Origin of the sequence: Mesorhizobium sophorae (assembly GCF_002270415.1) — a bacterium.
Classification (GTDB): domain Bacteria; phylum Pseudomonadota; class Alphaproteobacteria; order Rhizobiales; family Rhizobiaceae; genus Mesorhizobium; species Mesorhizobium sophorae.
Window position 1 is genome coordinate 480,885 of the sequence record NZ_NNRI01000013.1, and the last position, 25,716, is coordinate 506,600.

General features: G+C 62.6%; 23 protein-coding genes and 2 tRNA genes. 18 read left to right on the forward strand and 7 right to left on the reverse strand.

The window, feature by feature from the left end; genetic code table 11:
- Window positions 1-413 precede the first annotated feature (413 nt).
- Entirely contained in the window at window positions 414-686 is a 273-nt protein-coding gene (locus CGZ66_RS21620; protein ID WP_095087647.1) for a hypothetical protein, read from the forward strand.
- 179 nt (window positions 687-865) lie between these two features.
- Here CGZ66_RS21620 and CGZ66_RS21625 read toward each other — a convergent pair.
- Window positions 866-940, reverse strand: a tRNA-Asn gene (locus CGZ66_RS21625).
- A 224-nt stretch (window positions 941-1,164) separates the two neighbouring features.
- Here CGZ66_RS21625 and CGZ66_RS21630 point away from each other — a divergent pair.
- On the forward strand, window positions 1,165-1,422 hold the full coding sequence (locus CGZ66_RS21630) for a PGPGW domain-containing protein (RefSeq protein ID WP_095087651.1): 258 nt from the start codon (window positions 1,165-1,167) through the stop codon (window positions 1,420-1,422).
- Window positions 1,423-1,440: 18 nt separating this feature from the next.
- Here the strand turns inward: CGZ66_RS21630 and CGZ66_RS21635 are convergent, their stop codons facing one another.
- The gene (locus tag CGZ66_RS21635; RefSeq protein WP_095087653.1) at window positions 1,441-1,659 is read right to left on the reverse strand and encodes a hypothetical protein; all 219 of its coding nucleotides are present in this window, start codon (window positions 1,657-1,659) and stop codon (window positions 1,441-1,443) included.
- A 225-nt stretch (window positions 1,660-1,884) separates the two neighbouring features.
- Between CGZ66_RS21635 and CGZ66_RS21640 the strand changes: the two genes are divergently transcribed.
- The 4 genes from CGZ66_RS21640 to CGZ66_RS21655 all read left to right on the forward strand — a co-directional run bounded on the left by CGZ66_RS21640 (window position 1,885) and on the right by CGZ66_RS21655 (window position 5,358).
- A tRNA-Cys gene (locus CGZ66_RS21640) sits at window positions 1,885-1,958 on the forward strand.
- 90 nt (window positions 1,959-2,048) lie between these two features.
- On the forward strand, window positions 2,049-2,717 hold the full coding sequence (locus CGZ66_RS21645) for a protein-L-isoaspartate O-methyltransferase family protein (protein WP_095087656.1): 669 nt from the start codon (window positions 2,049-2,051) through the stop codon (window positions 2,715-2,717).
- A 180-nt stretch (window positions 2,718-2,897) separates the two neighbouring features.
- Window positions 2,898-4,289 carry a TolC family outer membrane protein gene (locus CGZ66_RS21650; protein WP_206073736.1) on the forward strand — a complete coding sequence of 464 codons (1,392 nt, stop codon included), beginning with the start codon at window positions 2,898-2,900 and terminating at the stop codon, window positions 4,287-4,289.
- 217 nt (window positions 4,290-4,506) lie between these two features.
- Window positions 4,507-5,358: a PopZ family protein gene (locus tag CGZ66_RS21655; RefSeq protein ID WP_095087659.1), complete on the forward strand. Its 852-nt coding sequence runs from the start codon at window positions 4,507-4,509 to the stop codon at window positions 5,356-5,358.
- 58 nt (window positions 5,359-5,416) lie between these two features.
- Here the strand turns inward: CGZ66_RS21655 and CGZ66_RS21660 are convergent, their stop codons facing one another.
- Entirely contained in the window at window positions 5,417-6,049 is a 633-nt protein-coding gene (locus CGZ66_RS21660; RefSeq protein WP_095087662.1) for a bleomycin resistance protein, read from the reverse strand.
- Between the two features lie 202 nt (window positions 6,050-6,251).
- Between CGZ66_RS21660 and CGZ66_RS21665 the strand changes: the two genes are divergently transcribed.
- From CGZ66_RS21665 to CGZ66_RS21685, 5 genes are all read left to right on the forward strand, one after another.
- The gene (locus CGZ66_RS21665; RefSeq protein WP_095087669.1) at window positions 6,252-6,533 is read left to right on the forward strand and encodes a hypothetical protein; all 282 of its coding nucleotides are present in this window, start codon (window positions 6,252-6,254) and stop codon (window positions 6,531-6,533) included.
- 117 nt (window positions 6,534-6,650) lie between these two features.
- Window positions 6,651-9,434: a valine--tRNA ligase gene (locus tag CGZ66_RS21670; protein WP_095087677.1), complete on the forward strand. Its 2,784-nt coding sequence runs from the start codon at window positions 6,651-6,653 to the stop codon at window positions 9,432-9,434.
- A gap of 357 nt (window positions 9,435-9,791) precedes the next feature.
- On the forward strand, window positions 9,792-11,069 hold the full coding sequence (locus CGZ66_RS21675) for an OmpP1/FadL family transporter (RefSeq protein ID WP_095087683.1): 1,278 nt from the start codon (window positions 9,792-9,794) through the stop codon (window positions 11,067-11,069).
- A 290-nt stretch (window positions 11,070-11,359) separates the two neighbouring features.
- Window positions 11,360-13,084 carry a dihydroxy-acid dehydratase gene (ilvD, locus tag CGZ66_RS21680; protein WP_095087684.1) on the forward strand — a complete coding sequence of 575 codons (1,725 nt, stop codon included), beginning with the start codon at window positions 11,360-11,362 and terminating at the stop codon, window positions 13,082-13,084.
- Window positions 13,071-13,910: a tetratricopeptide repeat protein gene (locus tag CGZ66_RS21685; protein WP_095087686.1), complete on the forward strand. Its 840-nt coding sequence runs from the start codon at window positions 13,071-13,073 to the stop codon at window positions 13,908-13,910. The genes ilvD and CGZ66_RS21685 overlap by 14 nt, the downstream gene beginning before the upstream one ends.
- A 42-nt stretch (window positions 13,911-13,952) precedes the next feature.
- Here CGZ66_RS21685 and CGZ66_RS21690 read toward each other — a convergent pair whose 3' ends face one another.
- The 4 genes from CGZ66_RS21690 to erpA all read right to left on the reverse strand — a co-directional run bounded on the left by CGZ66_RS21690 (window position 13,953) and on the right by erpA (window position 15,918).
- Window positions 13,953-14,270, reverse strand: a complete 318-nt coding sequence (locus CGZ66_RS21690; protein WP_167392203.1) for a hypothetical protein — start codon at window positions 14,268-14,270, stop codon at window positions 13,953-13,955.
- A 90-nt stretch (window positions 14,271-14,360) separates the two neighbouring features.
- On the reverse strand, window positions 14,361-15,155 hold the full coding sequence (xth, locus tag CGZ66_RS21695; RefSeq protein ID WP_095087687.1) for an exodeoxyribonuclease III: 795 nt from the start codon (window positions 15,153-15,155) through the stop codon (window positions 14,361-14,363).
- A gap of 17 nt (window positions 15,156-15,172) precedes the next feature.
- On the reverse strand, window positions 15,173-15,568 hold the full coding sequence (locus CGZ66_RS21700; protein ID WP_095087689.1) for a VOC family protein: 396 nt from the start codon (window positions 15,566-15,568) through the stop codon (window positions 15,173-15,175).
- A 2-nt stretch (window positions 15,569-15,570) separates the two neighbouring features.
- Window positions 15,571-15,918 carry an iron-sulfur cluster insertion protein ErpA gene (gene erpA / locus CGZ66_RS21705; RefSeq protein WP_027024881.1) on the reverse strand — a complete coding sequence of 116 codons (348 nt, stop codon included), beginning with the start codon at window positions 15,916-15,918 and terminating at the stop codon, window positions 15,571-15,573.
- An 86-nt stretch (window positions 15,919-16,004) separates the two neighbouring features.
- On the opposite strand from erpA, the gene CGZ66_RS21710 reads away from it, so the two are divergent.
- From CGZ66_RS21710 to CGZ66_RS21740, 7 genes are all read left to right on the forward strand, one after another.
- A complete protein-coding gene (locus CGZ66_RS21710) occupies window positions 16,005-17,219 on the forward strand; it encodes a deoxyguanosinetriphosphate triphosphohydrolase (RefSeq protein ID WP_095088088.1) in 1,215 nt (404 codons plus the stop codon).
- Window positions 17,220-17,282: 63 nt separating this feature from the next.
- Window positions 17,283-19,040, forward strand: a complete 1,758-nt coding sequence (argS, locus tag CGZ66_RS21715) for an arginine--tRNA ligase (RefSeq protein WP_095087691.1) — start codon at window positions 17,283-17,285, stop codon at window positions 19,038-19,040.
- A gap of 103 nt (window positions 19,041-19,143) precedes the next feature.
- Window positions 19,144-22,545 carry an SPOR domain-containing protein gene (locus tag CGZ66_RS21720; RefSeq protein ID WP_095087692.1) on the forward strand — a complete coding sequence of 1,134 codons (3,402 nt, stop codon included), beginning with the start codon at window positions 19,144-19,146 and terminating at the stop codon, window positions 22,543-22,545.
- Window positions 22,546-22,678: 133 nt separating this feature from the next.
- On the forward strand, window positions 22,679-23,698 hold the full coding sequence (nagZ, locus tag CGZ66_RS21725; protein ID WP_095087694.1) for a beta-N-acetylhexosaminidase: 1,020 nt from the start codon (window positions 22,679-22,681) through the stop codon (window positions 23,696-23,698).
- A 60-nt stretch (window positions 23,699-23,758) separates the two neighbouring features.
- Window positions 23,759-24,559 (forward strand): segregation and condensation protein A, encoded by an 801-nt coding sequence (locus CGZ66_RS21730; protein WP_095088090.1) that lies wholly within the window; start codon window positions 23,759-23,761, stop codon window positions 24,557-24,559.
- Window positions 24,556-25,320: an SMC-Scp complex subunit ScpB gene (scpB, locus tag CGZ66_RS21735; RefSeq protein WP_095087695.1), complete on the forward strand. Its 765-nt coding sequence runs from the start codon at window positions 24,556-24,558 to the stop codon at window positions 25,318-25,320. Before CGZ66_RS21730 ends, scpB begins: the two co-directional genes overlap by 4 nt.
- Window positions 25,321-25,489: 169 nt before the next feature.
- Window positions 25,490-25,711 carry a twin-arginine translocase TatA/TatE family subunit gene (locus tag CGZ66_RS21740; RefSeq protein WP_095087696.1) on the forward strand — a complete coding sequence of 74 codons (222 nt, stop codon included), beginning with the start codon at window positions 25,490-25,492 and terminating at the stop codon, window positions 25,709-25,711.
- Window positions 25,712-25,716: the final 5 nt, after the last annotated feature.

Below are 25,716 nucleotides of genomic sequence, written 5' to 3' on the forward strand. Positions count from 1 at the left end.
TATCTGGATATGCCAATCAAGGTCCAAGAGCCAGCGGCGAAGCCCGACCCGAAGAAGCGACCTGTCCGTCGTCCCGATCAGGAAGCGTCGCCAGAGCCCAAGCATATCGATCCGCCACCACGCGATGTGCGAGAGGCACCGGCGCCAAATCCAAACGGCGATAAGCATTAACTGGCGGCCTTCTTTTATCTTGTGGCGGAAAAGTCACGCAGCTTGAATATCCAGAGATGCAACCGGCGCGAGCTTATTATCCAACTAAGCGAGGCGTACCTTTGTTCACGGGCAAAGGGGACGCGCCCGCACTCCTCCCGAATTAGCGCCCGCTGCCTGCTCCCTGGGTGGCGGGCCTTTTTCTTGCCCAACAGCACCCATATTCCGCCTTGCGGCACCCGTTCCAATCTGGAGGCCGCGCCATGCCCGAAAAGACGATCGCAGAAGCCATCAGCAGCGGCGAGCGGCTTTACGTGAACTGCGGGCATCCCATGTGCCAGCACTCCCACCAAATCGACCTTGCCGCATTGGGCGCCCGCCTGGGGCTCGACCACGGCGCCATGCATTGGGATCTGGTGAAGGTGTTCCGGTGCGAGCGGTGCCAGACGGCAGGGCGAGATCGCCGGCCGGTGTTTTTCACCTGTGTTCCTGATTATGCGGGAATCGATGCGCGGCGGAACGGCAGAGCGGTCTGACTTTCAGTGCCGCTGCCGCTGCCTCACGGTGGCGGGCTTTTCATTCCGGCTTTTTGAAACCCGATGGAAGATTGGTATCGCGGCCGTTGTAAACGCCTAGCGAAGTCGAGTTGTGTAGATATGCTGTAGATCAGCCATTTTTTGGCCAATCCTGAAAACTCTGAAGACCTTGGAAAAGTTGGCTCCCCGGGCCGGATTCGAACCAGCGACCAACCGGTTAACAGCCGGTTGCTCTACCACTGAGCTACCGGGGAACAGAGGCTCTCATGTGAGTGGCGCAGCCTATAGCAAACCCTTTTCCGCTTTGCAAAGAAGCATTTCGCATTTTTCCGAGGCTTTTTCGCTCAGGCGTTTCTCGCAATCGTTCGCGGATGCCCTCATATTAGCCGTCTTGCTGGGGATATGGAACCGAAAGCGCGGTTGCGGCTTAGATTCAACGGTGCTCCTGAACGGTCAAAAGGGTTAATCTTTCGAGACGATGACAGCACAAGACAACCACATGCCGGCGCGGAAAATTTCGCTTTTTGGGCGTGAGTTCAAAATGCCGCGCTCGCGCGGGCTCAGAATCACCATCGGCATCGTGCTGACCATCGGCGGCATTCTCGGTTTCCTGCCGATCCTCGGCTTCTGGATGGTGCCGCTTGGATTGCTGGTGCTGTCCTATGAATTCGCCATGGTCCGCCGCCATCGGCGCCGCTTCGTTGTCTGGTGGGAACGGCGCCGCCGACCGGATTGATGCCGACAGCGCCCGGTCTCAGCGGCCGGCGTGCTCTTCCAGCGCTTCGCGGATCTGCTTGAGAATCGCAGCCGCCGAGGCGAGCTTTGCCCGGTCATGCGGTAACAGGCTGCTCGCGCTCCCGATGCACAGGCGGTCAATGGCGTAGCGCAAGAGCTCTTCGCACTGCGGTAGCGACAGGCCGGACGCCGCATTCATGTCGTCTGCCTTGCCTTTTGCTGCCGTTGTCCGACGCATGGCATGTCTCCCGCCATGTTCAACGTATCGGCTGCTGAATGAGTTTCTTCCGGCGTCGAGCCATGCTTAACAAGCAGCTAACGTATCGTCGTCAGGCCCGGGCTCGGGATTTGACGGGATGCTGCCCAAACCGGCGAGAGGAAACCGCTCGGAATGCACGGGTGGCCGCTTGACGGCATTTTCGCCGCAACCTATTGGAACCGGGTGGAACGCCGGGAGCAATGAGGCCTCGTGGCGGAGTGGTTACGCAGAGGACTGCAAATCCTTGCACCCCGGTTCGATTCCGGGCGAGGCCTCCAATACCCGGGCCCCCGCGCACCAGCGCTGGGGCCTGAAGTTCCGATCGTAATGAACCGCGGTTCTGGCGCGGCAAGCGGATTGGTTGGAACATGAGCGCTGATTTCTCCGAGCTTCGCGTCAAGATGGTCGACGGCCAGGTCCGCACCACAGATGTGACCAGCGCACCATTGCTCGAAGCGATGCTTGTCGTGCCAAGAGAAATCTTTGTCGGCGCCGAACAGCGCGAACTCGCCTATATCGACGAGGACATCCGCATTGCCGCCGGCGCGGACGGCGCGCGTTATCTCATGGAAGCCTCGCCGCTGGCCAAGCTCATGCAGCTGGCCGAGATCAGCCCGGCCGATTCGGCGCTCGATGTCGGCTGCGGCACCGGCTATGCCTCGGCCGTCCTGTCTCGGCTGGCGAAGTCCGTTGTGGCGCTCGAAAGCGATTCGGCGCTGGCTGAGACCGCCAGATCGACGCTTTCATCGCTCGGCTGCGGCAATGTGACCGTTGTCCAGGGGGCGTTGCCGCAAGGACATGCGGCCAAGGCTCCCTATAACGTCATCTTCATCGGCGGCAGCGTCGCAGACGTGCCGGCACCGCTGCTCGACCAACTTGCAGAAGGCGGCCGACTCGTTGCCGTCGAAGGCCAGGGCAATTCCGGCGTGGCCCGGCTTTTTTTTAAAGCGGGGGGGGTTGTAACCGGAAGACGCGCATTTAATGCGGCAATTAAGCCACTACCGGGATTCGAACGTATTCGCGCCTTCGAATTCTGAATGATTTTGCCTTGCAGGATAGGCGTTGTCATGGTCGCTTGTGTTTGAAATCGTTGCTGATCCGCAAAACTGGGGGCACTTTGGGGCTGAGCAGCAGGGAACATTGAACACGCGGCGCCGGCTGCTCAAGAAGGAGAAGCCGGCGTGGCGTGGTTCCCATGGACAACGAATGAGGGATACATGGTCCTGCCTATACGCAAGAGTCTTTTCGCCGCCGTCCTCGTTTCCGCGACCGCGCTTTCTCCATTCTCGGCCTCGGCGGAATCCATCCTCGGCGCGCTGGCAAAGTCCTATCAGTACAATTCTTCGCTGAATTCGGCCCGGGCCGGCGTCCGCGTCACCGACGAGAGCGTCGCCATCGCCAAGTCGGGATGGCGCCCGACCATCAACGGGTCGGCGGACATCGACTATTCCAGCAGCCATCTCAACGGCACGAACTCAAGCGTGCGGCTGACCACCGGCAATTTTGGCGTCCAGATCAATCAGACGCTGTTCGACGGTTTTCAGACCAGGAACAATGTCGCCGCCGCCGAAGCGCAGGTCCGCGCTTCTGTCGAAACCCTGCGCAACACCGAAGAGAACACCCTGTTCAGCGCGGCGCAGGCGTATATGAACGTGATTCGCGACCGCCAGATCGCCGTGTTGACCGAGCAGAACCTGCAATTCCTGACCGAGACGGCGCGCGCGGCGCGTTCGCGTTTTGAGGTTGGTGAAGGCACGCGTACCGACGTCGCGCAGGCCGACGCTTCGCGGGCCGCCGCCGTGGCATCGTTGAGCGCCGCCCGTGCGCAAGCGTTGTCCAGTGCCGCAAGCTATCGCCAGATCGTCGGCGACGAACCGGGCAAGCTCAAAGCCGCTTCCCCGGTGGCAAAACTGTTGCCGTCGAGCCTCGCAGTTGCCGTCGAGGTGGCCGCGAACGAGCACCCGGCCATCCTTGCCACCCAGCATCTGGTCGACGCGGCCGCGTTTTCGGTGAAGTCGGCCGAAGGCGCGCTGCTGCCGCAACTGACTGCAAGCGCGGGTGTTTCGAGCGATTATCGCAACACTGTACCGGGCGCCTTCGCGTCGCAGGACGGCACCACCAATTCGGCCAATATCGGGGCCACACTGAGCATCCCGATCTATTCCGGTGGCCGCAAATCGGCGATTGTGCGCCAGGACAAGGAATCGCTCAGCCAGGCCCGCATCGAGGTCGACGTCAGCCGGGACCAGGTGCGCCAGGCCGTCACCGCCGCCTGGACCGAGTACACTGCCGCGCAGCAACAGCTCGCGGCCAACAAGCAAGTGATCGAGGCCGCGAAGCTGGCGCTGAGCGGCGTCATCGAAGAGCGTAATGTCGGCCAGCGCACCACGCTCGATGTCCTCAACGCGCAGGCGTCAGTCATCACCGCCGAGATCAACCAGGCTGGCTTTGAACATGATGTGGTGGTGGCGAGCTATGCCATCCTGCAGGCGACCGGCCGCCTGTCCGTCGACCGCCTTGGCTTGCAGGTGACGAAGTACAGACCTGAAGAGCACTACAACGCGGTCAAGGACAAATGGTTCGGCCTGCGTACGCCGGACGGCCGCTGAGAGGTTCGGCTCGGACTTTTTGGTCCCTCCTGCCTGAGCCAGCTCTTTGGCTGCACTCCCCGTTGGTTCGGCATCTGGTCTAATCTGTTGAAATCCCACAAGTCCCCAGATTGGGGATTCTCGTGCGGCGATCCGTCGGTTACGCTGTCGTCATGATTCGATCCGGCTTTGCCGGAGCGGAAATCTGCAACGGGTCACAAGGGCGGCGGATGTGACGATGGCGACGGCAAGCAGCGCACAGCGCGAACCTTCCATGGAAGAGATACTGGCTTCCATCAGGAGGATCATCGAGGACAGCGACGGCGGCCGCAAGCAGCCGGGCGACACCGATGAGCTGCGCCAGGACCTGGAGCCGGCGGCGAGCGCCGGTGCAGTTGCCGACGTCGAGGCATTCCGAGCCGACCTGCAGGCCCCAGAGATCAAGAAGCCGGTGACGCTGGCGGAAGTCCAGGCACAATTGCCGGCGGCCGAGCCGGTGATTGCGCGGATGGAAACGCCGGTGCGCCCCGAGCCCGTCCCGGCAAAGCCATCGATGACACTTGCGGAAGTCAGCGCCCGGGTCGCCGCCGAGCCGATCCCGCCGGTCATGGCCGACGCGCCGGAAGCGCGTCCTATTGCCGACTCGCCGGCAGTGCGTCCTGTCGCCGAGGCCCCCGTTGCCGATTGGCGGCGCGAGATCGCCGCTGTCGGTGAACAGGCCAAAGCGGTGCCGGACACAGGCGAGGCCCTTAAGCCGGTTGTCCAGCCGCCGGTGGAGGCTCCGAGGGACGAGCCGACTGCCGAAGCAGCCACCGAGCCGTCTCATCCGGGCGCAAGCGTGGTGCGACCGGCGGTGGCCAGCGATGCGCCGCGTCCGGCCATCGTATCCGAGCACACGGGCCGGCAGGTTGCCGCCGCCTTTGGCGAGCTTTCCGATGCGTTTGCCAGCCGTAGCAAGAAGACATTCGACGAGATGGCCGAAGAGATGCTGCGGCCGATGCTGCAGGATTGGCTCGACAACAATCTGCCGACACTGGTCGAGCGGCTGGTGCGCGAGGAGATCGAGCGCGTGGCGCGCGGGGCGCAGTAGTCTCAAGTGCCATCACCCTCGAAACGCCGCCCGTGAGGCGGCGTTTTTGTCGACGAGGTCAGCCCGCGCTGGTCGCGAAGCAAATGAGGTTGTCGTCGGGATCCCTGACGATGAACGTGCGGGCGCCCCACGGTTCGGTTCGCAATGTCTGGTGGAACGGAGCCTCGGCTGCCTGAAACTCCAGGAACAGCGCCTTGATGTTGTCGAGTATGATCGTCGCCGCCAGCAGGTCATCGGCCGAATTGGCGGCCAATGGCGGCTTGTCGACATGGCGCAGGTTGAGCCTTGCGCCATCACGCATGATCTGGGCGTAGAAGGGTGGCTCGCCATAGGTGTAGCGCGTCTCGAAGCCGAGCTTTTGCCGGTAGAAATCACAGGCCGCTGCGATGTCGCAGACAAAGAGCTGTGGCTCGGCAAAGGCGAGATGCGGTTTTGCTGCGTCTGGTGCTGCACGATCGGTCACGGTTTGAAGGCCTTCCTTCAGCGCCTGCCAGCTCTCGAAACCTGACTTCCTGGCGACGAGTTCCTGGGCATCGGCAAGCTTGAAGCCGTGATCGAGGATCTGGCTGTCGCTGAGATCGCGAAAACGCGGCAAGAGCCATCCAATCACAGCAGCGACGGGATAGTACCGCTCGCGATGCCATTTGAGATAGAGCTTGGCCTGTTTCTTGTGGTGTTCGAGGGTCGGCATGGGCGCACTGCGGGGTTGAGGTGGCGTAGGCGGGCAATGCCCCTCCGGCCGGAAGCCGATGCGCCCTACAGCAGCGTTGGCAGCGTAGGATGGCTGAGATCAGTCGTCAAGGATCCACCCTTTCAAAGCCATATGCAGCTGTTATTCTTGCGCGATGGATAGAAGGCTGACTTACAGTTATCGATTGCGGGCAGAGGTTCCAATGCTCACGGACGAGGAATATCTGAAGATCGTCGACGACCCGACAACCCTTTACTTGCAGGTTAAGCAGTTCGTTTCCAAGAATGGTCTCCAGAGAGAAATGAAGCATCCGGCTGCCGATCGCTATCGCGAATGCACTGGAGTTGCACTCGCCCATACATTTTGGCTCCTGCATGTGCGCCGTTCCGACTACGGCCCTGACTGCCCGGCCTGCGGAAAGCCTTACCGCACGCAAATGGCGAAGTTTTGTGCCGAGTGTGGACACGGCCTTCCGTTGAAATGAACACGGCCACGCCTATTTGCCTGTAGTGATCCAAGGCCGCCCCTGCGGTTGACTTGGCCAAAACCTTCCGATTTACACCGGACCAGCAAAACTCCCGACAGCGCGGACCATTTTCCCATGCTTGAAAAGACCTACGACGCAAAAACCGTCGAGCCGAAGATCGCCAAAGTCTGGGAAGACGCCGACGCGTTCCGCGCCGGCGCCGGGGCCGAGGAGGGGGCGGAAGCCTTCACCATCGTCATCCCGCCGCCGAACGTGACCGGCTCGCTGCATATGGGCCACGCGCTCAACAACACGCTGCAGGACATATTGGTGCGCTTCGAGCGCATGCGTGGCAAGAACGTGCTGTGGCAGCCGGGCATGGACCATGCCGGCATCGCCACGCAGATGGTGGTCGAGCGCCGGCTGATGGAAAAGCAGATCCACCGCCGCGACCTGACGCGCGAGCAGTTCATCGAAAAAGTCTGGGAGTGGAAGGACGAATCGGGTGGGGCGATCTTCAACCAGCTGAAGCGGCTCGGCGCCTCGGCCGACTGGTCACGCGAACGCTTCACCATGGACGAGGGCCTGTCCAAGGCGGTGCTCGAAGTGTTCGTCACGCTCTACAAGGAAGGGCTGATCTACAAGGACAAGCGCCTTGTGAACTGGGATCCCAAGCTGCTCACCGCGATCTCCGATCTCGAGGTCGAGCAGCACGAGGTCAACGGCAATCTGTGGCACTTCCGCTATCCCATCGAGGGCGAGGTCTTCGATCCGGAAAATCCAAAGACCTTCATCACCGTGGCGACGACGCGCCCCGAGACAATGCTGGGCGATACGGCCGTCGCCGTGCACCCCGACGACGAGCGTTTCCGGCATCTGGTCGGCAAGAACATCATCCTGCCGATCGTCGGCCGCAAGATCCCAGTGGTGGCGGATGAGTACTCCGACCCGGAGAAGGGTTCGGGCGCGGTCAAGATCACGCCGGCGCACGACTTCAACGATTTCGAGGTCGGCAAGCGCCACAAGCTGCCGGCGATCAACATCCTCACCGTCGCGGCGGCGATAAGCCTCAAGGACAATGAGGATTTCCTCGCCGGACTCGAGGTGACGCCGGAGCGGCAGGCAGTCTGGGATGAACTCAACGGCCTCGACCGCTTCGTCGCGCGCAAGAAGGTCGTCGAGCTGATGGAAGAAGGCGGCTTCCTGGAAAAGGTCGAACCGCATCGCCATGCGGTGCCGCATGGAGACCGCGGCGGGGTGCCGATCGAGCCGTTCCTGACCGAGCAATGGTATGCCAACGCGGCGGAACTGGCCAAGCCAGCGATCGCCTCGGTGCGCGAGGGGCGTACCAATTTCGTGCCGAAGAACTGGGAGAAGACCTATTTCGACTGGATGGAAAACATCCAGCCCTGGTGCATCTCGCGCCAGCTGTGGTGGGGTCACCAGATTCCGGCCTGGTATGGGCCGGACGGGCGCGTCTTCGTCGAGAAGACCGAAGAAGAGGCGCTGGGTGCGGCGATCGAATATTATCTGGCGCTGGAAGGTCCGTGGAAGGCCTGGGTCGAAGACAAGCTCGAGAACTTCAAGCCGGGCGAGATACTGATCCGCGACGAGGATGTGCTCGACACCTGGTTTTCGTCGGCGCTGTGGCCGTTCTCGACGTTGGGCTGGCCGGACGAGACGCCCGAGCTGAAGACCTACTACCAGACCGACGTGCTGGTCACCGGCTTCGATATCATTTTCTTCTGGGTCGCCCGCATGATGATGATGGGCCTGCATTTCATGGACGAGGAGCCGTTCCACACCGTCTATGTCCATGCGCTGGTGCGCGACAAGAACGGGCAGAAGATGTCGAAGTCGAAAGGCAACGTCATCGATCCGCTCGACCTCATCGACGAATACGGCGCCGACGCGTTGCGTTTCACCCTGACGGTGATGGCGGCGCAAGGCCGTGACGTGAAGCTCGATCCGGCGCGCATCGCCGGCTATCGCAATTTCGGCACCAAGCTGTGGAACGCGACGCGCTTTGCCGAGATGAACGAAGTCGCGCGCAACGACGATTTCTGGCTCAACGATGCCAAACTTGCGGTCAACCGCTGGATCCTCACCGAACTGACACGGGCGGCGCGCGAGATCACCGACGGCATCACCTCATACCGCTTCAACGAGGCGGCCGGGTCGGCCTACCGGTTCGTCTGGAACCTGTTCTGCGATTGGTACCTGGAACTCCTGAAGCCGGTGTTCATGGGCACGGACGAGGCGGCCAAGGCCGAAAGCCGCGCCTGCGTCGCCTTCGTGCTCGACGAGATCTACAAGCTCTTGCATCCGATGATGCCGTTCATGACCGAGGAACTGTGGGCGCAGACCGCTGGCGAAGGCAAGGAACGCGCCTCGCTGCTGTGCCATGCGGCGTGGCCGTCGCCGGACTTCGAGGACGCCGACGCTGCCGCCGACATCAACTGGCTGGTCGATCTCGTCTCGGGCATCCGCTCGGTGCGATCGGAGATGAACGTGCCGCCGGCGGCGATCGCGCCGCTGGTCGTGGTCGGCGCCAACGAGGTGACCCGCGAACGGCTCGTTCGCGAGGACTCGGCGATCAAGCGGCTGGCGCGGGTCGGCGACATCTCGCTGGCCGATGTCGCCCCAAAAGGCTCGGCGCAGATCGTGCTCAACGAGGCGACGATCTGCCTGCCGCTTGGCAGCCTGATCGATCTCGCCGCCGAAGCGGCACGGCTGCAGAAGGAACTGGCCAAGGTGACCGAGGAAATCGCGCGCCTGCACAAGAAGCTGTCGAACGAACGATTCGTCGCCAGTGCGCCGGCCGAGATCGTCGATGCCGAGCGCGAAAAGCTCACTGAGTACCGCGACGCGCAGGACAAGCTTTCGGTGGCGTTGACGAGGGTTCGCGACGCTGGTTGAGGGCAGATTCGTGGCGCCTCGGCGGCTTCGAAATCAGACCTTCTTGCCTCGAAAATAGGCATTCCGCTGCGTTAATGTTGACGTAAACGGAAAGTTTTGGCCCCATTGTTGCCATAATGTAACAATGGGGCCCTGAATCCCCAAAAACATATATTTTTGAGCCTTTTGGGCGGATTTTTCTCGCGTTTTGAGGGCGGCACACACTCCGGAGGCGGCTTTTTGGCCTAACGGCAGTGGCTTGTTTTGTGTCGAAAATGCGCTTGGCGAACATGTACATGTACGCCCCAGGAATTCGTTATTGCACCGTTAACCCGAATTGGTTCTAGCTTGCCGCACTCGAATTCGGGGAGGACATTCATGACTATTTTGCGACATAAAGCACTGCTGGGGGCGGGGTGCTTTTCGCTGGCTTTGATCGGGACGGCGTTGAACTCGGCGCATGCTGGCGGCCTGGAGCGCGGCGGCTACGACATCGACTTGCTGTTCGATCCGGCGCAGGTCACAGGGGAGCTTTCCGGCACCTATGTGATGCCGCAGCGGGACCTGAAGAATGCAACGGATACGGATCCATCTGACGGCAATCTCAATGCGCTGGGCAAATCGAGCACGGCGCGCGACACCGAAAGCTATTGGGTGCCCTACGGCGGCATCAAGATCGGCATGGGACCGGTCGATTGCCTGGGCGACTACTCCCAGCCGATCGGTGCCTTCAGCAATCCTGGTGCGAACTGGGCGGGTGCACAAGGCAATGTCGAGACGAAGGTAGAAAGCAAAGCCTTTAGCGCGACCTGTTCTTACAAAATGGACCTCAGCAAAGGTCAGTTTCGCTTCATCGGCGGCGTGTTCCATGAGGATGTTTCGGGTTTCAAGGAACAGTTGGTTGCTCCCATTCCCGCCTTTCTCGGCACAGGCATTGGCCGCCTTGATCTCGAAGGAGATGGATGGGGATGGCGTGCTGGTGTCGCCTATGAGATCCCGGACATCGCCTTGCGCGCCAGCCTGGTCTACAATTCGTCGGTCAAGCTCGACAATTTGAGTGGAACGCTTGATTTGACCCAGGTGCCTGGGCTTATCAATCCCGCAAATCCGCTTCTGGGCAACGTCACTGACGTCTATGGTTCTTCGCAGGTTCCGGACTCTGTTGAACTCAAACTTCAGTCAGGCATCGCTCCCGGCTGGTTGGCTTTTGGATCCATCAAGTGGGTGAATTGGAGCGATCTGCAGAGCATTCCGTTCTGCCCGACCTCGACCCAGGGGCTTATTGCCTGCACGACGACCAGCCCGGTGCGCGCCACCTCGCTTGATTTGCTCTATCGCGACGGTTGGACGGTTTCCGGTGGCATCGGCCACAAATTCAACGATCAGTGGAGTGGGGCCGCGGTTCTCACCTGGGATCGTGGTACGACCACCGGCCTGAGCGCGCAGACCGACACCTGGACGGTGAGCGGGGGCGTGGCCTACACGCCGACCCAGAACATCGAAATTCGTCTCGGTGGCGCGCTGGGCGTGCTTACCAGCGGGTCGATCCATTCGGTCGTCGGCAGTGACGGTGTTACCTACGGTACCGACTACACCGCTGACTTTGGCAATGATCTTGTTTCGGCGGTCTCCACTTCCTTGAAGGTAAAGTGGTAACCATCTGAAGTGAAAAGAAAAAAGGCGGGGCATTGCCCGGCCTTTCTTGTTTGGGCCGGTGCTGTTTGTGACCTGGCATCCATGCTGCGTTGCAGATAAGCCGCAGCGCTTTCGCCTCGTGCGATTGTGACGTTTTGGCAACACTTTCTGAACAACCCCTGCGCTAGAAGTCAGGCTAGGGAAATTGCCCATTTCCCGCCATAAACCCGGCGCACCTCGATCTTGTCTCGGGACACGCGCCAAAAGGCTCGGCGATGGGGCAGGCCGCACCGCCCGCGGCAAGGAAGAGTATGGACGCCAAAGTTATTTCCAAGGCCAAGCTCCCGAGCCGCCATGTGACCGTCGGTCCGGCGCGTGCACCGCACCGTTCCTATCTCTATGCGATGGGATTGTCGGCGGCCGAGATCGCGCAGCCGCTGGTCGGCGTCGCGTCCTGCTGGAACGAGGCAGCGCCCTGCAACATTTCGCTGATGCGCCAGGCGCAAGTGGTCAAGAAGGGCGTCGCGGCCGCCAACGGCACGCCGCGCGAATTCTGCACCATCACCGTTACCGACGGCATCGCCATGGGCCACCAGGGCATGAAGTCGTCGCTGGTGTCGCGCGAGGTCATCGCCGATTCAGTCGAACTCACCATGCGCGGCCACTGCTACGATGCGCTGGTTGGGCTGGCCGGCTGCGACAAGTCGCTGCCCGGCATGATGATGGCCATGGTGCGTCTCAACGTGCCGTCGATCTTCATCTATGGCGGCTCGATCCTGCCCGGCAGCTATCGCGGCCGCCAGATCACAGTGCAGGACGTGTTCGAGGCGGTCGGCCAGCATTCGGTCGGCGCGATCGGTGATTCCGAACTGCTTGAAATCGAGCAGGCGGCCTGTCCGTCGGCCGGCTCCTGCGGCGCCCAGTTCACCGCCAACACCATGGCCACCGTTGCCGAGGCGATCGGCCTGGCGCTGCCCTATTCCTGCGGCGCGCCGGCGCCTTACGAGATGCGCGACCGTTTCAACTTCGCCTCGGGCGAAAAGATCATGGAGCTGATCGCCAAGAACATCCGGCCGCGCGACATCGTCACGCTGAAGGCGCTGGAAAATGCGGCGACCGTGGTTTCGGCCACCGGCGGCTCGACCAATGCGGCACTTCACCTGCCGGCGATCGCCCACGAGGCCGGCATCAAGTTCGACCTGTTCGACGTGGCGAAAATCTTCGAGAAGACGCCCTACATCGCCGACCTCAAGCCAGGCGGCAAGTACGTCGCCAAGGACATGTTCGAGGCGGGCGGCATTCCGCTCCTGATGAAGACGCTGCTCGACCACGGCTATTTGCATGGCGACTGCCTGACGGTGACCGGCCGCACTTTGGCCGAAAATATGGAGCACGTTGCCTGGAATGAACATCAGGATGTGGTCCGCCCGGCCAACACACCTATTACCCAAACCGGCGGTGTCGTGGGGTTGAAGGGAAACCTCGCCCCCGAAGGCGCGATCGTGAAGGTTGCAGGCATGTCGGAGCTGAAGTTCTCCGGCCCAGCGCGCTGCTTCGATTCGGAAGAGGAATGTTTCGAAGCGGTGACGCAGCGAAATTACAGGGAAGGCGAGGTGCTCGTCATCCGTTACGAGGGGCCGCGCGGCGGCCCAGGCATGCGCGAGATGCTGTCGACGACGGCAGCCCTCTACGGCCAGGGCATGGGCGGCAAGGTGGCGCTGATCACCGACGGGCGCTTTTCGGGCGCGACGCGCGGTTTCTGCATCGGCCATGTCGGGCCCGAGGCAGCGGTGGGCGGCCCGATCGGGCTGCTCAGGGATGGTGACGTGATCTCGATCGACGCCGTGAACGGCACGATCGATGTGGCGTTGTCCGATAGCGAACTGGCGGCGAGGGCAAAGACCTGGAAGGCGCGCACGACCGACTATCAGTCGGGCGCGATATGGAAATATGCACAGACGGTAGGGCCGGCGCGCGATGGCGCGGTCACCCATCCGGGCGGTGCGAAAGAAACACATTGTTATGCGGACATCTGAGTTGTTGAGGTCGTCTGTCTTTTCGGCACTGGTCGTGTTCGCCACTTTTGGCGCGACCTTTGGCGCCGTGGGCCAGGCTATGGCCTTTGACGACAAGGTGTTCGACGACAAGACCGGCGTGAAGCCGCAATCCAGCCCATGGGCGGTGTTCCAATTCGGCTTTTCCGCCTACAAGAACGGCCACAAGGAACAGGCCGCCGAGGCCTATAAATACGCCGCCGAGAACGGCCAGATCGGCGCCACCTGGAAGCTTGCCCGCATGTATGCCGAGGGCGACGGCGTGGCGCGCGACGACTATGAGGCGTTCAAGTTCTTCTCAGAGATCGTCGACCAGGATGTCGAGCCCGGCTCGCCCGAGGAAAGCTATGTCTCGGACGCGCTCGTGGCGCTTGGCGATTATCTGCGCAAGGGCATTCCCGGCAGCCCGGTCACCGAGAACGAGGTGGCGGCCCAGGAATATTACATGCGCGCCGCCGCCAACTACCGCAATCCGAACGCACAGTTCGAGATGGGCCAGATGTTCCTGAAGGGCGAGGGCGGGGTGAAGGCCAGCGTCAAGCAGGCCGGGCGCTGGTTCCAGCTTGCCGCCGAGAAGGGCCATGCCGGCGCCCAGGCGACGCTCGGCCATTTGTTGTTCCAGAGCGGCAAGATCGTTCGCGGCCTGGCGATGATGACGGCCGCGCTCGAACGCGCGTCGCCGGCCGACCAGCCGTGGATCCGCGGCATGCAGGAAGAGGCATTTGCCACGGCCGGCGAAGCCGACCGCCGCACCGCGATCTCGCTGGCCGATGACATCCTCACCAAGGGCGGCAGCGCGGACCAGTAGTCTCGCGGCTGCGCTGGCCTTACCAGAGGCGCTCGATTTTGATTAATTCTCGGTCGGTTCCGTCGGCACCATGCTGGGGGCCGGCGTTGAGATCGGCGTCACATGGAGATGCGGCGCCATCGTGTTCTCAGGACAGCTGTCCCCGACCTTGGTCCACGACGTGTTGTTGAGCACCATGTCGCAGCGGGCAAGATGGCTCTGGTCGGCGACCGTCAGGCAGGCGACCTGGCCAACCGTATACGATTTTCCATTGGCAAGACATTCGGGGGCGGCGAAAGCCGGCACGACTGCGGCCATCGCAAATGCCAAGCCGATCGGACAAAGAACAATTCGAATGGTCATGGGAACCCCGGCCGCCATGATGATCTCCCATCATGCGCTGGAATGTGGCCATATGAGGTCAAACGCCTGCCTGTCCGGCGTCAGGGCCTGCTGGACAGGGGTTCTCCGTCAGGCAGGCTGCAACGCGAGATCGATCGCCACCGGCACGTGGTCGGACGGCTTTTCCCAGGCACGCACATGCTTTTCGATCGAGGCCGCGGAAAACCGGTTGGCGGCTTCCGGCGACAGCAGCAGATGGTCGATGCGGATGCCGTTGTTCTTCTGCCAGGCGCCGGCCTGATAGTCCCAGAACGTGTAGGTGTCGGGCCTGTCAGTGACCGCGCGGACCGCCTCGGTGAAACCAAGATTGAGCAACCGGCGGAAGGCCTGCCGCGTCTGCGGCTGGAACAGCGCATCGCCCAGCCAGTTCTCCGGAAACCTGGCGTCTATCGGCTCGGGAATGACGTTGTAGTCGCCAGCCAGAACCAGTGCCTCTTCCAGCCTCAGCCGCTCCTGTGCCCACCGCTCCAACCGCTCCATCCAGGACAGCTTGTAGGGGAACTTCTTATCGTCATCGATCGGATTGCCGTTCGGCAGATAGAGCGAGGCGATGCGCAGCGCGCCCTTGTCGGTCGAGAAAACGCCTTCGATGAAACGCGCCTGCTCGTCGGCATCGTCGCCGGGCAGACCTCTGGTAACTTCGTCGAAGCGCAGTTTCGACAGGATGGCGACACCGTTGAAGCCCTTCTGGCCGTGGGTCTCGACATTGTAGCCAAGCGCCTCGATCTCGGCGCGCGGGAACTGGTCGTCGAGCGTCTTGATCTCCTGCAGGCAGACGATGTCGGGCGCGCTCTCGGTCAACCAGTGGGTCAGGTTGCCGATGCGGGCGCGCACGCCGTTGATGTTCCAGGTGACGATTTTCATGGCGGTCTCGATGCTGTTCAGTGGGGTTCTTGCGGCGGATGGCGTTCGACCAGGCCGATCGTATTGCCTGCCGGGTCCTTTAGAAAGGCCATCCATTCGCTTTCCCCCGCCGGACCGAACTGACCTTCGGTGTCGTTATGGACGAGCGCCGGCGGCGCGGTGAAGGGGACGCCCGCGGCTTTTGCCTCGGCATGGAAATGGTCGAGGCCCGACATGTCGAGATAGACGGATCCCGCCGGTACGCCGTCGGTGAACAGCAAGCGCACATCGCCGGCCATGATGAAGGCAATGCCCGGCGGATCGAAGCGCGCATGCACGGCCATACCGAGCACATCGCGCCAGAACGCCAGCGTTACGTCGAGGTCGCGTCCGGCCGACAGCGCGATCTGGCGGACCGCACCGATCGCGGACATTTCTATATGGAAAAGCTCGTGCCGCAGCCGCAGGAGGCGACAGCGTTCGGGTTCCGGATCTGGAACGACTGGCCCATCAGGTCGTCGACGAAGTCTATCACCGAGCCGCCCATATAGACCAGCGACAGATCATCGATCAGCACCGTGGCGCCGTCCTTCTCGATGGCGACGTCGTCGTCGTTGCGCGTGTCGACCAGGTCGAACTTGTAGGAAAAGCCGGAACAACCACCGCCTTCGACCGAAACGCGCAGCGCCGTCTTGCCAGCTTCGCCAGAGACAATCTTGGCGATCCGCCTGGCGGCGGCCTCGGTCATGTCGACTTTCATGGCAGTCTTGGCATCCGCGCCCATGGGCGTCACCTTGCTTTCGGTTTCACATGATAGGTATGAAGCGCGAGCGGCCAAGTCAACTAGACCAATCAATTGCGGCATCGATCATGACCAACGAGTTGGGCGACATCGGATTCGGCTATCGGCCACGCGCCGCCTATGCCTGCGATCCGGCAAAGTCGCGCGGGCGGCTTTTCGATGAGGTCGAAAGCCCGACCCGCACGCCGTTCCAGCGCGATCGCGACCGCATCATCCATTCGACGGCGTTCCGGCGGCTGAAACACAAGACGCAGGTCTTCATAGCGCATGAAGGCGACCACTATCGCACCCGTCTGACCCATTCGATCGAAGTGGCGCAGATCGCGCGGGCGCTGGCGCGGGCGCTGCGCGGCGACGAGGACCTCGCCGAAGCCGTCGCGCTGGTGCATGATTTCGGCCACACGCCCTTCGGCCACACCGGCGAGGACGCGCTGAACGAGAAGATGGTTGCCTGGGGCGGGTTCGACCACAATGCGCAATCGCTGCGCATCGTGACGAGGCTGGAGGCGCGCTACGCCGAATTCGACGGGCTCAACCTGACCTGGGAAACGCTGGAAGGCCTGGTCAAGCACAATGGACCGCTGACCGATGGCAATGGCCAGGGCCTGAAAGGGCCGGTGCCGCAGACGATCCGCGATTATTCGGAGCTGCACGATCTCGAGCTGGACCGGTTTGCCGGCATCGAGGCGCAATGCGCGGCGATCGCCGACGATATCGCCTACAACACCCATGACATCGACGATGGTTTGCGGGCAGGGGTGCTGACGCTGGACATGCTGGAGACGGTCTCGCTGCCGGGAACGATCCTCAAGGGTGTGCGCGCCCGCTATCCGGCGCTCGATGACGTGCGCACCGGCCACGAGCTGATGCGGCGCCAGATCACCGCCATGGTCGAGGATGTCATTGTTTCGACCAATGCCAATCTGGACCGGATCAAGCCGCAGAGCGCGGACGCGGTGAGGGCAGCCGGCGAGACGATGGTGACCTTTTCGACCGAAATGGCTGCCTTCGAGAAAGAACTGAAGGCCTTCCTCTACAAGCACCTCTACCGGCACGCGGAGGTGATGCGGGTGCGCGCCGACGCCGAGCAGATCGTCAGGGACCTGTTCGACGTCTATTTCGCCGACCCGCGCGCCATGCCGGACGGTTGGCGCGAGGGGCTCGATCGGGCCGACGATCGCATCAAGGCGCGCAGCGTCGCCGACTTCCTGGCCGGCATGACCGACACCTACGCGCTCAAGGAACATCGGCGTTTGTTTGACCGAACCCCGGATTTGAGCTAGGGCGGGCTCGATTTTGCCGGCCAACGAGCCGGATTCGCCACAAAGCCGCCAGAGCCAGTCCAAATGAACATCTTCGCCGATTTCACCGCGCGAATCATAAAAGCCGTCGAAGCGCTTGATCTAAAAGACAATGATGGCGTTTCGCCGGACCTGTCGCGCATTGCCGTCGAGCCGCCGCGCGACGCCAGCCATGGCGACCTGGCGACCAATGCGGCGATGGTGCTGGCCAAGCCGACCGGCCAGAATCCGCGCGCGCTGGCCGAAAGACTGGCGCAGGCGCTGCGTGGGGATAAGGACGTTGCCGCCGCCGAGGTCGCGGGGCCCGGCTTCGTCAATCTCAGGCTCAGGGACGGTTTCTGGCAGGCGCATCTGACCGGGCTGCTTGGCGAAGGCCGCAACTATGGCCGCTCGACGGTTGGTGGTGGCAGGAAAACCAATGTCGAATATGTCTCGGCCAATCCGACGGGCCCGATGCATGTCGGCCATTGCCGGGGCGCGGTGGTTGGCGATGCGCTCGCCAACCTGATGGCCTTCGCCGGCTACGACGTGACCAAGGAATATGTCATCAACGACGCCGGCTCGCAGATCGACGTGCTCGGCCGTTCGGTCATGCTGCGCTATCGCGAGGCGCTCGGCGACGATATCGGCGAGATTCCGGCCGGGCTTTACCCCGGCGACTACCTGGTTCCTGTCGGCGAGGCGCTGGCCAGGGAGTTTGGCCGCTCGTTGCTGGAGATGCCGGATGACGAGGCGCTGGCCATCGTCAAGGACCGCACCATCGATGCGATGATGGCGATGATCCGCGATGATCTGGCGATGCTCAACGTGCATCACGACGTGTTCTTCTCCGAACGCACGCTGCACGCCGACAACGCCAAGAAGATCCGCTCGGCGATCAGCGACCTGACGTTGAAGGGGCACATCTACAAGGGCAAGCTGCCGCCACCCAAGGGCGAGAAGCCCGACGATTGGGAGGATCGCGAGCAGACGCTGTTCCGTTCGACTGCGGTCGGCGACGACATGGATCGGGCGCTGGTCAAGTCCGATGGCTCGTTCACCTATTTCGCCGCCGACGTCGCCTATCTCAAGGACAAGATCGATCGCGGCTTCGTCGACCTGATCTATGTGCTCGGCGCCGACCATGGTGGTTATGTCAAGCGGCTGGAAGCCTTGGCGCGCGCGATTGCCGGCGACAGGGTGAAGCTTACCGTGCTGCTTTGCCAATTGGTGAAGCTGTTTCGCGAGGGCGAACCTGTGCGCATGTCGAAGCGGTCGGGTGATTTCGTGACGCTGCGCGAAGTGGTGGAGGAGGTCGGCCGCGACGCGATCCGCTTCATGATGCTCTACCGCAAGAACGATGCGCCGCTCGATTTCGACTTCGCCAAGGTGACCGAGCAGTCCAAGGACAATCCGGTGTTCTATGTGCAGTACGCCTCGGCGCGCTGCCATTCGGTGTTCCGGCAGGCGAGCGAGCAACTGGGCGAGGCCAATTTCGACCGCAACAGCCTGGCGTCCGCCGTGACCTTGCTGACCGACGAGGGCGAGATCGGCCTGATCCGCAAGCTCGCAGAATATCCGCGTTTGATCGAGTCGGCGGCACTTGCGCTGGAGCCCCACAGGCTGGCATTTTACCTTTATGATCTGGCTTCTAGTTTCCACGGACACTGGAACCGTGGCACAGAAAATCCAGACTTACGTTTTGTTAAGGTTAACGACCGACAATTGACGCATGCCAGACTAGGGCTGGTGCAGGCTGTCTCGGACGTTCTGACGTCCGGCCTGACGTTGATCGGAGCCGCCGCGCCCACCGAAATGCGTTAGGTTTGACTAAAAAACCTGTCACCTTTTGCCCACATTGCGCTGGTAAGGGCCAACCCTACGCGACGTCCATGGCGTCCGAATGAGTGCGAGTTCGGGAACAATAATGGCAGACAGAACCCAGCTGAGAGTAGCCGATAACAACGACATCGTTGATGATGATCCGTTCGCGGAACTGACCAGGATCATGGGATTCGACCCGCGCCAGCCGGTCAAGCCGCAAGCGCCCGTCCAGCCGAAAGCGCCCGTCGCCGATCAGCCGGCGCAAGAGGACGATTTCGAAATCGATCTCGAGAAGGAACTGATGGGCGAGTTCGGCGCTGACGACAGCGACGCCGCTCCAGTCGCCGAGGCGCATGAGCCGACAGCCGAGGCCAGCGCGATGGCCGACGATCTTGCGATGTCGCTCGACGACGATTTCCACCTGGACATGGCGGATCTCGACGACCACGCACCGGTCGCCAACCATGCGGATGTCGCCAGCCATGCCGATTTGGACGCTGCCGAAACCGCGCCAGCCATAGAGCCGGCTTTCGATTCTGATCTCGACAATACCGTCGCCAGTTCCCTCGAAGACGTTTCGCCCTTCGAGGACGACCGGCCGATTGAGGATGAGCTTGCCGCGTCGCTCGATCAGGACTTCCGGATTGACGACGAAGCCGACGAAGTTCGGTACGCCGCCGCCATTGCCGACGCGCCTGCTGCAGTCGAGCCTGCTGCTGTTGGGCCGGCCTCCGATCCTGAATTCGACGATGCGATCTCGCTCGAAGACGAGCTGATACTCGACGACCGTTGGGCCGTGGAGCAGTCCGACGCGGCTGCTGAACCGGCGGCTTCGGAACCTGTCGAGTACGCCATGCCGGCGCAAGCGACTGCGCGTGACGCCCAGGCAATCTCTAGCGAGGATTTTGCCGGTCATTTCGACGACGCCATGGCTGATGTCGATATGGATTTTGACAGTCGTGATGAGCCGGTCGCCTTCCAGGAGCCGGAAGCGCATGATGTGCTTGCCGATACCGCGGACGCGAAGGGCGAGATTTCCGACCCTGAAGGCTCGCTGGACGATGGGTTCGACTTGAACTTGGACGACTCGTTTGCCGAAACGGCTGAAGAGCCGGTCGCCGTGGTTGCCGCCGCTGCGGTCCAGCCGCTGGCGCCAGCCGCCGTTGCGGCCGAGCCGGTAGATTCGCTGATCGCGGATGAACGAAGCCTGGAAGACGAGTTGAATGCGCTGCTGGGTGCCATGACCGCGCGCCCGATGCCGGTGGCCAGGGAGCCCGTCGTGGCTCGGCCGGTCGTCGTCGCCGCTCAACCGCCCGTCGCCGCAGTTGCAGAGACCACTGAGGAGCCGGCCGATCTCGCCGAGCTCGAATGGGATATCGACGGACACGCGCCTGAGGAGCAGCACCGCCTTGAAGCTGTCCAGGTCGCCGATTCGGATCTCGACGTTCTACAGCTCGATGACCTGCAGGAGCAGGATCAGCGCTCGCATGTCACCGCGCAAGGCGATGTCGATTTCGACGATGATGCGTTCGACGCGGCTTTGGCGAACAGCTTGGATTCGCGCGACGCAGCCGCTTCTCGGCACGATCAGGACGATTCTCATGATTGGCTGGCGGAACGCTCCGAGCCGACGGAGCCGACCCGTTCGTGGAGCCGCGTGACGCCGGTTCCGCAGCAGCCGGCATTTAATGCTCAGCCGACCGCTTCGATAACACCCTGGGCCGCGGCGCCGGCAGTCGCCGCAGTGCTGTCCTACCGTTCGAGCGAGCCGGTCGAGACCGTCGCCCCTGCAGCCCCTGTATCCGTGCCGCAACCGCGACAGTCCTCGCACTACGAAGACATGCCCGATGTCGAGACGATCGACGTGCCCGAGCGTGTCGTGGCGTTGGCGGACGATCTCGACATCCCGGAACTGTACTTCGAGGAAGACAAGCCGGCGACGCCTGCCTATGACGATCTCGACGCGGAATTCTCCAGCCTTCTCACCGAGATGAATTCGGTGGAGGTCGCTCCTGCTCCCGCAAGCAGTGCCGCTTATGGCGATGAATCCCCCAATGCCGGCTATGAGGAACCCAAGTCGGCCTATGACGCCATCAAGCCGGCCTATGACGGTGTCAAGCCGGGCTATGACGGGGTCAAGCCGGCCTATCAGCCGGAAGCGCGGACCTATGCCGCGAGGCCGGCCGAAATGCCTGCCCGCGCGACAGCTTCGGCAGGCTATGCGGATGCCGCTGGCTTCGACCTCAACAATCTGCCCGGCAGCCAGCCGGTTTCACAGGCGGACGATTTCACCGTCGACGAACTCGACTACGATCCCGAACTGGATGAGGCGATGGCTGTTCCGGGTCTCGGCGAGCGGGAGGCCGCGAGGCCCTCGCGCCGACGTGGCCTGTTCGTTGCAGCTGTTGTCGGCGCGGTGGCGGTTGCTGGCGGCCTCGGCGCCTTTGCGCTGTCTTTCGGCGGCAAGGGCGGCAGCGATGCACCGGTGATCGTCAAGGCCGACAACGCGCCGATCAAGGTCAAGCCGGAAAATCCGGGCGGCACAGTGGTGCCGAACCAGGACAACAAGGTTTACGACGCGGTGGTCAAGGGGACCAAGCCCGCCGAGCCTGTCCAGGATAAACTGGTCACCAACGTCGAAGAGCCGGTGGATGTGCAGGCCAAGGATCCTGCCCGCGCGATCGATCTTTCCGCTGACCAGAACGCCGCGGCAACTGGAGCGGACGACGGCAACGCCGCGCCGGTCGCCAATGCCGCGCCGGCCGCCAGCGCGGCGCCGGCCGATAACGCGGCGCCGGCACCGAAATCCGAAGATCGCATCGCGCAGGTGCTGCAGGAGGCCGACAAGGGCACCAACGCCGATGTTGTCGCCGTTGCGCCGCGCAAGGTGAGGACCATGGTGGTCAAGTCAGACGGTTCGCTGGTGCCGCGTGAGGATCCGGCGCCCGCGGCACCGCAAGTGGCGGCCGCTGAGCCGGCCGACCCGGCGCCGCAGCAAGTTACCCCGTCGTCCCAGGCCGATGCGGACCAAACCGGCACCGTGACGCCCGCCACCGCCCAGGCAGACGACGAGCCGGCCCTCAAGCCGGCAGCCAAACCGGCCGCGGCGCCCAAGGCTGAGGCCAAGGCCCAATCGGCAAACACGCCTGCCAAGGTTCCGGTCGCGCCGCAGCGCCCGTCCGACCAGCCGGTTGATGTCGTCGGCGAGGTCAAGCCCGACCAGGTTGCATCCATCGATCCGGGATCGACCGCGACCGGCGGTGGTTCGTGGTCGATGCAGATCGCTTCGCAGCCGACGGTCGAAAGCGCCCAGTCCAGCTACCAGGATCTGCAGCGCCGCTACGGCAGCGTGCTTTCCGGCCGCACCGCCAACATCGTCAAGGCGGAGATTGCCGGCAAGGGCACATTCTACCGTGTGCGCGTTCCGGCGAAGTCGCGCAACGACGCGATCAACCTGTGCACCAGCTACAAGGCTGCCGGCGGCAATTGCTTCGTCTCGCGCTAGCAACTGAAGTCAACCAATCAAAGCCGGCTCGGTCTCAGACCGCGCCGGCTTTTTCATGTGGATGAGATCTGTCTTCAAGCGCATGCGGCGGGGGACGATTCCCTTTGACCGCGCGAAGCCCTAAACTCCCGTCATGACCGAATCAAAATCCATGATCCTCGGCTGTGCCGGGAAATCGCTCACTCGCGAAGAAATCAATTTCTATCGCAACGAATGCCCGTGGGCCTTCATCCTGTTTGCGCGCAACATCGGCGAGACCGAGCAGATCCGCGATCTGGTCGCCGAGATGCGCGACTGTATCGGGCGTCCGGACGCGCTGGTGTTCATCGACCAGGAAGGCGGCCGGGTGCAACGCCTGCGGCCGCCACTGGCGCCGAATTATCCTGCCGGTGGCGCACTCGGCGCGCTGTGGCGCGACGATCACGATGCCGGCGCCCGCGCGGCCTGGCTGATGGCGCGGCTGCATGCCTTCGACCTGCTACGCTACGGCATCACGGCGGATTGCCTGCCGGTGCTCGACGTGCCGATCGAAGGCGCCAGCGACGTCATCGGCGCGCGTGCCTATGGCAAGGAGCCGCGACCGGTGATCGAACTCGGCCGTGCTGCCGCCGAAGGGCTGATGTCGGGCGGCGTGCTGCCTGTGATGAAGCATATTCCCGGCCATGGGCGCGCCCTTGCCGACACGCATTTCGAATTGCCGACGGTGAATGCGTCGCTCAGCGATCTGCAACGGCATGATTTCGCCCCGTTCCGGGAGCTCAACCATCTGCCCATGGCGATGACGGCGCATGTCGTCTACAGCGCCATCGACCCCAAGAACCCGGCGACGACCTCCGGCAAGGTCATCGACGAGATCATCCGTCGTGAAATCGGCTTCGACGGGCTGCTGATGAGCGACGACACCTCGATGAAGGCACTTTCTGGGGATTTCCCGACAAAGGCGGCCTCGATCCTTGCGGCGGGCTGCGATCTGGTCCTTCACTGCAACGGTGTTTTCGAGGAAATGGCCGGCATAGCGTCGCGCACCACGGGGCTTGAGGGCAAGTCGCTGGAGCGCGCAAGACGGGCGCTGACCTATATTAGGAAACACGACGCGGCTGAAGAAACCGAGATACGCGCAGAATTCGCCACCTATTTCGATGCGGTGGCCTGACAAAGGAAGCGAGAGAAAGTGGCGGAAACATTGGAAAGCAAGGCCGCGAAGGCCGCACCGATGGACCGTCTGTGGGCCGAGAACGACGATTCCCGCGTCACCGGCGATCCGTCGCTGGTCGTCGACGTGGCCGGCTTCGAAGGTCCTCTCGATCTGCTGCTGCATCTTGCCCGCACCCAGAAGGTCGATCTGGCGCGGATCTCGATCCTGGCGCTGGTCGAGCAATATCTGACCTTTGTCGAGACGGCGAGGGCGCTCAGGCTCGAGCTTGCCGCCGACTATCTGGTGATGGCCGCGTGGCTGGCCTTCCTCAAGTCGAAGCTGCTCATTCCCAAGCAGCCGGGCGACGAGGGCGAAAGCGGCGAGGAGCTGGCGGCGGTGCTGCAGTTCCGGCTGAAGCGGCTGGAGGCGATGCGCGACGCCTCGGCGCGCCTGGTCAACCGCAACCGGCTCGGCCGCGACGTGTTTGCGCGCGGCATGCCGGAAATGGTCATCGTCGAAAAGCGCAACGCCTATTCGGCCTCGCTCTACGATCTCCTGACCGCCTACGCCCAGCAGCGGCAGAAGCAGGCGATCAACAATGTGACGATCGCCAGGCGCGGTGTCTGGTCGCTCAAGGACGCCCGCGACATCCTGACCCGGCTGGTCGGTGCGGTGCGCGACTGGACGGCGCTGGAGAGTTTTCTGATCGAATACATGACCAGCCCCGAGGAGCGGCGCACGGCGATCGCCAGCTCGTTCGCGGCCACGCTGGAACTGGTGCGCGAAGGCAAGATGGACATGCGGCAGGACGACGTGTTCGCACCGATCTACCTGCGCGGCCGCGCACAGGCAATCAAGGCAGTCGAGGTGGCATCATGAGCGAGCGCGCCAACGCTTCGGTTATCCCGTTCAAGGTCGATGACGAAACGGAAGGGGAGTTGTTTCCCCAGGAACCAGCCGAGCAGGTCCAGAACCCGGCCGAGCGCCTCTATATGGCGGAAGCCGTGCGCATGGCCGAGGCGATCGTGTTCGCCAGCGCTGAGCCGGTCAGCGAAAAGCAGCTTGCGGCGCGTCTTCCAGATGGCATCAACATCGCTATGGCCATGGCCGACCTGCAGCAGATCTATGCGCGGCGCGGTGTCAATCTGGTGCGCGTCGGCGACGCCTGGGCGTTCCGCACCGCCGGTGACCTGGCCTTCCTGATGAGCCGCGACACGGTGCAGCAGCGCAAGCTGTCGCGCGCGGCGCTCGAAGTGCTGGCGATCATCGCCTACCACCAGCCGGTGACGCGTGCCGAGATCGAGGACATCAGGGGCGTCGAAACCTCGAAAGGCACGCTCGACACCTTGCTGGAAACTGAATGGGTGCGCATGCGCGGCCGGCGCAAAACACCGGGACGCCCTGTCACCTATGGCACGACCGAGACCTTCCTCGACCATTTCGCGCTGGAGGAAATCCGCGATCTTCCCGGCATGGAGGAACTGAAAGGGGCAGGGCTGCTTTCGGGCCGCATGCCGTCGAATTTCTCCATTCCACAGCCGCCGGCCGATCCCGATGCGCTGGCCGACGACGAGGATGCGCTGACCGACATCGACCTCGAGGAACTCGGCCTGCTGACGCCGCGCGTCACGGAAGATTGACTGGCAATCGCGGCCAATCTGTCGAGGATGCGCGGATTCGTAGCGGGGCATCACGCCGAAAATGCGTGACATCCGCCACCCTTTCATAAACTCTGTCGCAGTTGTGTTTGAATCCCAACGCGAAAACGCATAGATCATCGCCAGGGAAAACATTCGAGAGAGATTTGCTATGGGTTCATTTTCGATTTGGCACTGGATGATCGTGCTCGTGATCGTGCTGCTGGTGTTCGGCCGCGGCAAGATTCCTGAGCTGATGGGTGACATGGCCAAGGGCATCAAGAGCTTCAAGAAGGGCATGGCGGACGACGACGTTGCCGAAGACAAGCGCACCGTCGAACACCGCGCCGACGAGACCGTTTCGGCCGCGAAGGAAAAAGCCAGCAAGAGCTGAGCCAA

Bases quoted from the DNA above. Each gene is read 5' to 3' on its own strand.
- nagZ (WP_095087694.1), top strand. From the start codon at position 22,679: ATGACCGAATCAAAATCCATGATCCTCGGCTGTGCCGGGAAATCGCTC.
- CGZ66_RS21650 (WP_206073736.1), top strand. From the start codon at position 2,898: ATGGTCCTGCCTATACGCAAGAGTCTTTTCGCCGCCGTCCTCGTTTCC.
- CGZ66_RS21635 (WP_095087653.1), bottom strand. From the start codon at position 1,659: ATGCGTCGGACAACGGCAGCAAAAGGCAAGGCAGACGACATGAATGCG.
- CGZ66_RS21665 (WP_095087669.1), top strand. From the start codon at position 6,252: ATGCTCACGGACGAGGAATATCTGAAGATCGTCGACGACCCGACAACC.
- ilvD (WP_095087684.1), top strand. From the start codon at position 11,360: ATGGACGCCAAAGTTATTTCCAAGGCCAAGCTCCCGAGCCGCCATGTG.
- CGZ66_RS21720 (WP_095087692.1), top strand. From the start codon at position 19,144: ATGGCAGACAGAACCCAGCTGAGAGTAGCCGATAACAACGACATCGTT.
- CGZ66_RS21670 (WP_095087677.1), top strand. From the start codon at position 6,651: ATGCTTGAAAAGACCTACGACGCAAAAACCGTCGAGCCGAAGATCGCC.
- CGZ66_RS21630 (WP_095087651.1), top strand. From the start codon at position 1,165: ATGACAGCACAAGACAACCACATGCCGGCGCGGAAAATTTCGCTTTTT.
- CGZ66_RS21730 (WP_095088090.1), top strand. From the start codon at position 23,759: ATGGACCGTCTGTGGGCCGAGAACGACGATTCCCGCGTCACCGGCGAT.
- erpA (WP_027024881.1), bottom strand. From the start codon at position 15,918: ATGGGCGCGGATGCCAAGACTGCCATGAAAGTCGACATGACCGAGGCC.
- CGZ66_RS21685 (WP_095087686.1), top strand. From the start codon at position 13,071: ATGCGGACATCTGAGTTGTTGAGGTCGTCTGTCTTTTCGGCACTGGTC.
- CGZ66_RS21740 (WP_095087696.1), top strand. From the start codon at position 25,490: ATGGGTTCATTTTCGATTTGGCACTGGATGATCGTGCTCGTGATCGTG.
- CGZ66_RS21675 (WP_095087683.1), top strand. From the start codon at position 9,792: ATGACTATTTTGCGACATAAAGCACTGCTGGGGGCGGGGTGCTTTTCG.
- xth (WP_095087687.1), bottom strand. From the start codon at position 15,155: ATGAAAATCGTCACCTGGAACATCAACGGCGTGCGCGCCCGCATCGGC.
- argS (WP_095087691.1), top strand. From the start codon at position 17,283: ATGAACATCTTCGCCGATTTCACCGCGCGAATCATAAAAGCCGTCGAA.
- CGZ66_RS21660 (WP_095087662.1), bottom strand. From the start codon at position 6,049: ATGCCGACCCTCGAACACCACAAGAAACAGGCCAAGCTCTATCTCAAA.
- CGZ66_RS21710 (WP_095088088.1), top strand. From the start codon at position 16,005: ATGACCAACGAGTTGGGCGACATCGGATTCGGCTATCGGCCACGCGCC.
- CGZ66_RS21700 (WP_095087689.1), bottom strand. From the start codon at position 15,568: ATGTCCGCGATCGGTGCGGTCCGCCAGATCGCGCTGTCGGCCGGACGC.
- CGZ66_RS21620 (WP_095087647.1), top strand. From the start codon at position 414: ATGCCCGAAAAGACGATCGCAGAAGCCATCAGCAGCGGCGAGCGGCTT.
- CGZ66_RS21690 (WP_167392203.1), bottom strand. From the start codon at position 14,270: ATGGCGGCCGGGGTTCCCATGACCATTCGAATTGTTCTTTGTCCGATC.
- CGZ66_RS21645 (WP_095087656.1), top strand. From the start codon at position 2,049: ATGAGCGCTGATTTCTCCGAGCTTCGCGTCAAGATGGTCGACGGCCAG.
- scpB (WP_095087695.1), top strand. From the start codon at position 24,556: ATGAGCGAGCGCGCCAACGCTTCGGTTATCCCGTTCAAGGTCGATGAC.
- CGZ66_RS21655 (WP_095087659.1), top strand. From the start codon at position 4,507: ATGGCGACGGCAAGCAGCGCACAGCGCGAACCTTCCATGGAAGAGATA.